General features: G+C 28.4%; 7 protein-coding genes and 1 pseudogene. 7 read left to right on the forward strand and 1 reads right to left on the reverse strand.

Annotated features, from left to right (window positions below):
• Positions 1–466 precede the first annotated feature (466 nt).
• From hemW to dnaJ, 5 genes and pseudogenes are all read left to right on the forward strand, one after another.
• Positions 467–1,600, forward strand: a complete 1,134-nt coding sequence (gene hemW, locus Q5F54_RS07440) for a radical SAM family heme chaperone HemW (RefSeq protein ID WP_277231684.1) — start codon at positions 467–469, stop codon at positions 1,598–1,600.
• Between the two features lie 98 nt (positions 1,601–1,698).
• The gene (hrcA, locus tag Q5F54_RS07445) at positions 1,699–2,718 is read left to right on the forward strand and encodes a heat-inducible transcriptional repressor HrcA (protein WP_302334171.1); all 1,020 of its coding nucleotides are present in this window, start codon (positions 1,699–1,701) and stop codon (positions 2,716–2,718) included.
• An 18-nt stretch (positions 2,719–2,736) separates the two neighbouring features.
• Positions 2,737–3,300 carry a nucleotide exchange factor GrpE gene (grpE, locus tag Q5F54_RS07450; protein WP_071121224.1) on the forward strand — a complete coding sequence of 188 codons (564 nt, stop codon included), beginning with the start codon at positions 2,737–2,739 and terminating at the stop codon, positions 3,298–3,300.
• A 136-nt stretch (positions 3,301–3,436) separates the two neighbouring features.
• Positions 3,437–5,275: pseudogene (gene dnaK / locus Q5F54_RS07455) on the forward strand (molecular chaperone DnaK).
• A 238-nt stretch (positions 5,276–5,513) separates the two neighbouring features.
• Positions 5,514–6,668 (forward strand): molecular chaperone DnaJ, encoded by a 1,155-nt coding sequence (dnaJ, locus tag Q5F54_RS07460; RefSeq protein ID WP_143023213.1) that lies wholly within the window; start codon positions 5,514–5,516, stop codon positions 6,666–6,668.
• Between the two features lie 171 nt (positions 6,669–6,839).
• Here dnaJ and Q5F54_RS07465 read toward each other — a convergent pair whose 3' ends face one another.
• Entirely contained in the window at positions 6,840–7,385 is a 546-nt protein-coding gene (locus Q5F54_RS07465; protein ID WP_071121221.1) for a hypothetical protein, read from the reverse strand.
• 240 nt (positions 7,386–7,625) lie between these two features.
• Between Q5F54_RS07465 and Q5F54_RS07470 the strand changes: the two genes are divergently transcribed.
• Complete coding sequence (locus tag Q5F54_RS07470; RefSeq protein ID WP_281537317.1) at positions 7,626–8,171, forward strand: NADH peroxidase; 546 nt, start codon at positions 7,626–7,628, stop codon at positions 8,169–8,171.
• Between the two features lie 25 nt (positions 8,172–8,196).
• Entirely contained in the window at positions 8,197–8,514 is a 318-nt protein-coding gene (locus Q5F54_RS07475; RefSeq protein ID WP_071121219.1) for a DUF1540 domain-containing protein, read from the forward strand.
• Positions 8,515–8,698 lie beyond the last annotated feature (184 nt).

The following is an 8,698-nucleotide window of genomic DNA, read 5'->3' on the forward strand; positions in this document are numbered from 1 at the left end:
GAAAAGGAATTTGTAGATTTATGCAAATTCCTTTTCTTGATTTTTATTATAAAAATTAGGATATCTTAGCTATCTTCGTTATAAATATGGCATAAAACAACTATACAGTAGAAATTTCAATATATTGGGCTCTAAGGTATGGTTACTTTTACAACTTACTATAAACTGTTCCAGATATATTAAAATTGTAACTTTCATTTTATATTGGTTCACTATTTATAATGATATCTATATTTCAAAATACTTTTTAACTTTCTTTATAATAATAGACATAGGATAAATGAATACTAATAAGAATATAAGCGGTTAAATGTTTAAGTATCTTATATTAATACATAAACTTAAAGACTTTTTGATTAAATTATTTAAAATAGTGCTTATAATTTATACATTTGAAGAATATAAGAAGTGTAAAAAATAAAAATATTGGTATAATATAAGAGAATAAATGGATAAGGAGAAATAAATGTTAGGATTATATGTACATGTTCCATTTTGTGCTCAAAAATGTAACTATTGTGATTTTAACTCTTACAAAATAGAAGAGAAAAATCAGAAAAAAGACTACTTAATAAGCATTAAAAAAGAAATGGAATTATATAAAGAAGAATTTAAAAACAAAGAATTTACTAGTGTATTTTTAGGTGGAGGTACTCCTAGTATCCTAACTCCTGAGGAGTTAACTATTCTTATGGAAAATATATATAGTAATTTTAATATAAAAAGAGATGCTGAAATAACTATGGAATGTAATCCAGGAACTTTAAATAAAGTAAAATTAAAGGCTATAAAATCATTAGGTATAAATAGGTTAAGTATGGGACTTCAAGTCACTCAAGACCATCATTTAAAGTATATAGGTAGAATACATACATATGAACAATTTGAAAAAAATTATAAGGATGCAATAGAGGTAGGAATAGATAATATAAATGTTGACCTAATGTATTCACTTCCAAATCAATCATTTGATGAATGGAAAGAGACTTTAAATAAAATAATAAATTTAAATCCGTCACATATATCTGCTTACTCACTTATATTAGAAGAGGGAACTAAGTTTTACGATATGTATCTAAATAAAGAATTTGAACTTAATGATGAAGAAGTTGATATAAGTATATATAACTATACGATAGATACATTATATAAGAACGGATATCATCAATATGAAATATCTAATTATGCAAAAGAAGGATATGAATGCAAACATAATATAGTATATTGGAAATGTGATAACTATTTGGGCTTAGGGCCAGGAGCATCAGGTTATATAAATAATTATAGATATAGTAATATTTGTGATATAAAAGAGTATAATAAATGTTTAGAGTATAATAAAAAACCGATAGAAGAAAAAAATGTATTAAGTAAAAAAGATGAAATGGAAGAATTTATATTTATGGGGCTTAGAATGAACGAGGGTATTAATTTGGATGAATTTTATGAAAAGTTTAATGTGAATTTTAAGCATAAATATAATAATATTTTAGACAAATTAAAGAATTTAAACTTAATTATAGAGCAAAATAATAATATAGCTTTAACACAAAGAGGAAGAGAATTATCTAATACAGTATTTATAGAATTTATAGATTAGTCAAAAACTATTGACAATGCTAAAAAATAATGATATATAATATATATAATCTTGTTAGCACTCGGATTTAATGAGTGCTAACAGCGAGGAGGCATGAAATGAAACTAAACGAAAGAAAACTAAATATCCTCAAAGCTATAGTTAAAGATTATATAGAAACTGCCGAAGCGGTAGGATCTAGAACAATATCTAAAAAACATGATTTAGGAATTAGTGCTGCTACTATAAGAAATGAAATGGCTGATTTGGAAGAGTTAGGATATCTTATACAGCCCCATACTTCTGCAGGAAGAGTTCCGTCAGAAAAAGGATATAAGTTATATGTAGATATGCTTATGGGTAAAAGTGAATTAAGTAATGAAGAAAAAAAACTTATTCAAGATTGCATACAAAATAATGTAAGCCATATAAAAGACTTAATTCAAGAAACATCAAAGTTATTATCTCAGTTAACTAATTATACAACAGTAGCTGTAGCTAAAAGTTTAAACCATAAAAATGTTATAAAGCACATACAATTAGTAAGTATAGATGAGAATAAAATACTACTTATTGTTGTAACTAATAACGGTGATATTAAAAAGGCAGATTTAACTAGTGATATTTATCTAGATCAATCCAAATTAAATATAATTTCTGACAATCTAACTAGAAAAGTATTAGGTAAAAGTATAGTAGAGATAGATGAAAGATTAATTGCATTTATAAAGTATGAAATAGGTGAATATTCTAATTTAATAGATGGACTTATAGATGCTCTTAACTATAATATGTCTGAAGAAGAAGCTGTATTTTCTTTAAATGGAGCAACTAATATATTTAATTATCCAGAATTTAATGACATAATAAAAGCTAAATCTTTTTTAAATATGATAGAAAAAAAAGAGACAATAGATAGTATGTTAAAATCAAAAGGAATACAAAAGGATAATGTAAATATAATAATAGGTAGTGATAACGATCTTGAATTAGCTAAAGATTGTAGTATAGTTACAGCAACATACAATATTGATAAGGACTTAGTAGGAAAGATAAGCTTTATAGGTCCAACAAGAATGGATTATGCAAGGATTTATGCAATAGTAAATTATATTAATTTATTATTTAATAAAAAATAAATTGAGGGGTGCAGTGTATTGGAACATAAGGATACTGTCTTAGAAGAAGAAATAGTTAAAGATGATGCTCAAGAAGAAGTAGTTGAGAATGAAGAAACTACTGAAGAGAATCAAGAGAATGTAGTTGATATAGAAGATAAACTTGAAGAAAAAAAATTAAGAGATGAAATGGATGCTCTTAATGATCAATATAAAAGACTTCAAGCAGAATATGCAAACTATAGAAGAAGAACTCAACAAGAAAAAGAAACTATAGGTATATTTGCTAATGAAAAAATATTAAATGAATTAATACCTGTTATAGATAGTATGGAAAGAGCATTAGAAGCTTGCACAGATAAAGAAGATACTATGTTTAAAGGTGTAGAGCTAGTTTATAAGCAATTAAAAGATATGATAACAAAGTTTGGTGTGGAAGAAATTGAAGCACAAGATGCTGATTTTGATCCTAACTTACATTTAGCAGTAATGCAAGAGAGTGTAGATGGAGTTGAGCCAAATAAAGTTGTTATGGTACTTCAAAAAGGATATAAACTAGGAAATAAAGTATTAAGAGCAAGTATGGTTAAGGTTTCTTGTTAATTAAACCTAAAACTTCATTTTAATGAAGATTAAATATAAAATTTTGCTTAATTAAAAATTAAGTAATAAAAATTTATAAAAGCAAATAAATCAATTAATTAATAGATTTATATATAGATATAGGAGGAAAAGTATTATGTCAAAAGTAATAGGAATAGATTTAGGAACAACTAACTCTTGTGTTGCAGTACTTGAAGGTGGAGAACCACAAGTAATAACAAATGCAGAAGGTATGAGAACTACTCCATCAGTAGTAGCTTTCACTAAAGATGGTGATAGAATAGTAGGAGAACCTGCAAAAAGACAAGCAGTTACAAATGCAGATAGAACAATAATATCTATAAAAACTCACATGGGAACAGATTACAAAGTTGATATAGATGGTAAAGCATATACTCCACAAGAAATATCAGCTATAACTTTACAAAAATTAAAAGCTGATGCAGAAGCTTACTTAGGTCAACCAGTTAAAGAAGCTGTTATAACAGTTCCAGCATACTTTACAGATGCTCAAAGACAAGCAACTAAAGATGCAGGTAGAATAGCTGGTCTTGATGTTAAGAGAATAATAAATGAACCAACAGCAGCAGCTCTTGCTTATGGTTTAGATAAATTAGATCAAGAAAAGAAAGTATTAGTATTTGACTTAGGTGGAGGAACATTCGACGTTTCTATACTTGAAATAGGAGATGGAACATTTGAAGTTTTAGCTACTGCAGGTAACAACAGACTTGGTGGAGATGACTTTGACCAAGTATTAATAGATTACTTAGCTGAAGAATTCAAGAAAACTGAAGGTGTTGACTTAAGAAATGATAAGATGGCTCTTCAAAGATTAAAAGAAGCTGCTGAAAAGGCTAAGAAAGAGTTATCATCAACAATGACAACTAACGTAAACTTACCTTTCATAACAGCTACTGCTGAAGGTCCAAAACACTTAACAATAGATATAACTAGAGCTAAATTTGATGAGTTAACTGCTCATTTAGTAGAAAAAACTATGGAACCAACAAGAAGAGCATTACAAGATGCTGGTCTTTCTACATCTGATATAGATGATGTATTATTAGTTGGTGGATCAACAAGAATACCAGCTGTTCAAGAAGCTGTTAAGAAGTTTATAGGAAAAGAACCACACAAAGGTATAAACCCAGATGAATGTGTTGCTGCAGGTGCTGCTATACAAGCTGGTGTTTTAACTGGAGAAGTTAATGACTTATTACTTCTTGATGTTACTCCATTATCTTTAGGTATAGAAACTATGGGTAACGTAATGACTAAGATAATAGAAAGAAATACAACAATACCAACTAAGAAATCACAAGTATTCTCAACTGCTGCAGATAACCAAACTGCTGTTGATATACATGTACTTCAAGGTGAAAGAAGTATGTCTTATGACAATACAACTTTAGGTAGATTCCAATTAACTGATATACCACCAGCACCAAGAGGAATACCTCAAATAGAAGTTACTTTCGATATAGATGCTAACGGTATAGTTCATGTTACTGCTAAAGATTTAGGAACTGGAAAAGAACAAAAAGTAACTATAACTTCAGGAACTAACTAAAGTGAAGAAGAAATAGAAAGAAAAGTAAAAGAAGCTGAAATGAATGCAGAAGCTGATAAACAAAAGAAAGATAGAATAGAAGCATTAAATCAAGCTGATTCTACTATATACCAAACAGAAAAAACATTAAATGAACTTGGTGATAAAGTAAGTGCTGATGATAAATCTCAAATAGAATCTGCAATAGCTGAATTAAAAGCTGTTAAAGAAAAAGAAAGTGCTACTGCTGAAGAAATCAAAAAAGCTATGGACGAAGTAATGAACAAGTTCCATAAGATATCTGAGCAAATGTATCAACAAGCTCAAGCTGAACAACAAGCAAATGCTGGTCAAGAACAAGCTGGACCACAAGATGATAATATAGTTGATGCTGATTTTACAGAAGTAAATGATGAAAAATAGGTTACAAATATAGACATATTTGTATATAATTAATATATAAGAAAAGAGTATCTTTTCATAAGCATTGTATCATTAATAATGAAATTGAATGCTTAAAATAATGATAATAGCTTGTAGTATTGATATTCTACAAGCTATGTTTTTGTTTAAGCAACGGATATATCAGTGGTGGGAACAAGGATATATCGTTGGCGATATGAGCGAAGCGAGTTTTTGTAAATTTAAGGTGGTGACAAAATTGAGTACTAAAAGAGATTATTATGAGGTATTAGGTGTAGACAAAAATGCTGATGAACAAGCGATAAAAAAGGCATATAGAAAGCTAGCTATGAAATACCATCCAGATAGAAATCCAGATAATAAAGAAGCAGAAGAAAAATTCAAAGAAGTAAATGAAGCATATGAAGTACTATCAGATGCAACTAAAAGACAAAACTATGACCAATTTGGACATGAAGGTGTAAATGGCCAAGGAGGCTTTGGTGGATTCGGAGGCCAAGGTTTTAGCGGTGGCGGATTTGAAGATATGTTTGGAGATATATTCGGAGATATATTTGGAGGAGGTTTTGGCGGTGGCTCAAGACCTAGAAGAAGAGGTCCAGAACGTGGAGAGGATATAAGACAAACTGTAAATATAAGCTTTGAAGAAGCAGCATTTGGTAAAAAAGCATCTATAAAAGTAAATAGAAGTGAAGAATGTAGTGAATGTCATGGTAGTGGAGCAAAACCTGGAACATCTAAAAAAACTTGTCCTACATGTCATGGTCAAGGGGAAGTTAGAACAGTACAAAGAACTCCATTTGGTAATATAGCAAGTTCAAGAACTTGTTCAACTTGTGGTGGAGATGGAGAAGTTTTAGAAACCCCATGTCCTAAGTGTTCAGGTAAAGGAAGCGTTAGAAAGGTAAAAACTATAGAAGTAGATATACCAGCAGGTATTGATGATGGTCAAATGATCAAACTAGGAGGACAAGGTGAAGTTGGAAGTAAGGGTGGTCCAAGAGGAGATTTATATATAGTTGTAAATGTAAAACCTCATTCATTATTTACTAGAGATGGATTTGACATATACTTTGAAATGCCTATAACATTTAGCCAAGCTGCATTAGGTGATGAAATAGAAGTTCCAACTTTAGATGGTAAGGTTAAATATACTATCCCAGAAGGAACTCAAACAGGAACTGTATTTAGATTAAGAGAAAAAGGAATTCCAAAACTTAGAGGAAACTCTAGAGGAGATCAATATGTAAAAGTTATAGTTGATACACCTAAGAAACTAAATGAAAAGCAAAAAGATCTTTTAAGACAATTTGCTGCAGAATGTGGTGAAGAAGTTCATGAAAAAAAGAGCTCTTTTGGAAAAAAGATAGAAAATCTATTTAAGAAAAAGTAAAGAAAAGTTCTAGGAGATTATCCTAGAACTTTTTTACGCTTAAGGATATTATAATATTTTAAAAATGTGGATAACTTCTGAATGTAAGTAATATCAATCAACTGGTTTTGAGCGTAAAAAAGATTTTGAGCAACGGACGAAGTCGTTGGCGACATGAGCGAAGCGAATTTTTTATATAGAAGAAATAGCTATGGATTGAATTTGGGTAAATATAGCCTGTGATAAATCGTTTAAATCTTCTTGTTTTATTATATTCATATCTCTTAATGATAAAAATGTTATAAATGCATTTAAAGCTACATTTTCATATATATTAAAATATAAATTCTTATTTTCTAAATAGTCTTTTTTTCTTATAGATTCATTTATAAGAGATAGCTCATCTATTGTTGCAAACATAACAGCTTTAACTGTAGTAGACTCAATATTACTATTTTTTAGAGATGAAAACTTCTTATAAGAAAAATTATTAAACTCATTTAATATTTTATGTAACTCATCTTTACTTTTATTTTTTAGTTCATTTTTAGTTTGATAAGATAAAAAATCATATTTTTCTTTTATATGATCAAACCTAGAATTATGGTAGTTTAATAGTGTTTTTAATTTTCTATTATCCTTTATTTCATTCTCATCATCCTTAAGATGCCAAGATTTATATTTATCAGATATTTTACTAATATCACCAAATAATTTTAATGATTCAACTCTAGACATAATAATTTCCCCCTTATGCTTTATTGTATTTACTAATAATAATAGTATAAATTATTCGATAAATGTAATAAATATTTAGTTTAATATGAAAATCTTAGTAGTATTTTAATCATTAAATGTAATATGAATAGAAATAAATATTATATAGATATAAACTACTTTAATAAAAACTGTGAATAGAAATTTTATTTATACTAATAATAACTATGTATAAATAAACATATTATTTGAGGTGATTTTATGAAAAAATACATATGTACAGTTTGTGGATATATACATGAAGGTGATGCACCACCAGAAGTCTGTCCTATTTGTAAAGTAGGAGCAGATAAGTTTGAAGAAGTTCAAGGTGAAATGCAATGGGCAGATGAACATAGAATTGGAGTAGCAAGAGATATAGATAAAGATATAATAGAAGGCTTAAGAGCAAACTTTGTAGGAGAATGTACTGAAGTTGGGATGTATTTAGCTATGGCTCGCCAAGCTGACAGAGAAGGATATCCAGAAGTCGCAGAAGCTTATACAAGAATAGCATATGAAGAAGCAGAACATGCTGCAAAATTTGCAGAAATGTTAGGTGAGGTTGTTATGCCTGATACTAAATCAAACTTATCAGCTAGAGTTGAAGCTGAGTTTGGTGCTTGCTCAGGTAAAAAAGAATTAGCAGGACTAGCTAAAAAACATAATTTAGATGCAATACATGATACTGTTCATGAAATGTGTAAAGATGAAGCTAGACATGGTAGAGCTTTTAAAGGTTTACTAGATAGATATTTTACTAAATAAATATAAAAACATAGGAGGTATTTATATGAATAAAATAAATTGTAATGCTAATAATTGTTCTCACAATAGTAATGGTGTTTGCTATGCAAATCGTATAAATGTAGGAGGACAAGGAGCAACTGAAGCATGTGAAACTTGTTGTGGATCTTTTCTTGATAAAAAACATTATTCAACTTTAACTAATAATACTAATGCAGATGGACCTTGTGATTGTATAGTATGTACTGCTGAGAAATGTACTTACAATGATAATAAATTATGTACAGCAGAAACTATACAAGTAAGTGGTAATGATGCAAAAATATATACAGAAGCAATATGTTCTACATTTAAGATAAAATAAATATTAAATATAAAATTAAGAGGGAACTAATTGTTCCCTCTTAATTTTATATTTAATAATAACTTTAACATAATAAAAATTATGAATATATTAAAAAATATATAACTTAAAAGAGCTAAATTTTTATTATTACCTGAATTGTCAATTTAAATCAGACAAATTACTTATGAATCACTAAGCAACT

The organism is uncultured Romboutsia sp. (genome assembly GCF_958366745.1).
GTDB lineage: Bacteria > Bacillota > Clostridia > Peptostreptococcales > Peptostreptococcaceae > Romboutsia > Romboutsia timonensis.